Source organism: Paenarthrobacter sp. CM16 (genome assembly GCF_013179505.1).
Taxonomy (GTDB): Bacteria; Actinomycetota; Actinomycetes; order Actinomycetales; family Micrococcaceae; genus Arthrobacter.
The window spans coordinates 1-512 of sequence record NZ_JABMCX010000616.1 but is presented as its reverse complement, the minus strand read 5'-3'; the positions used below and the strand labels follow the sequence as shown (position 1 = coordinate 512).

The following is a 512-nucleotide window of genomic DNA, read 5'->3' as shown; positions in this document are numbered from 1 at the left end:
ATGAGCTCGGCGAGCTTCAAGGTAGTCAGCGGTGTCTGCTCCGAGGGCTTCAGGACCAAGGTGTTGCCCGCGGCAAGGATAGGCGCGATCTTCCATACGGCCATCAGCAGCGGATAGTTCCACGGTGTGATGACACCCACCACACCTACCGGCTCACGGAAGACAACCGAGGTGTGGTTTTCCGCGTAGTCCCCTGCTCCGAGGGCGGTGAAGGCCCGTGCAGCGCCGGCGGAGAACCGGAACGTGTCGATCGCACTGGAAATATCGTCTTCGGCCACGGCGATTGGCTTGCCGGTATTGGTCGCTTCGAGGTTCTCAAAAACCTCACGGTTGGCCTCGACAATATCCGCAATCCGCAGCAGGACCGCGGAACGGTCCTTGGGCGTCTTAGCCGCCCACTCGGCTTTCGCTGCCACGGCAGCTGCCACGGCGGCGTCGACATCTTCCAGGGTGCCGGCCGGCACCTGGGTGATGACTTCCTCGGTAGCCGGATGGACGACGTCGACCGTTGC

1 protein-coding gene is annotated in these 512 nt (G+C 62.9%); it reads right to left on the bottom strand.

What is annotated here, in order from left to right:
- Positions 1 to 512: aldehyde dehydrogenase family protein (locus HP499_RS24830; protein ID WP_172326650.1), on the bottom strand; the 512-nt coding region annotated here is incomplete at both ends.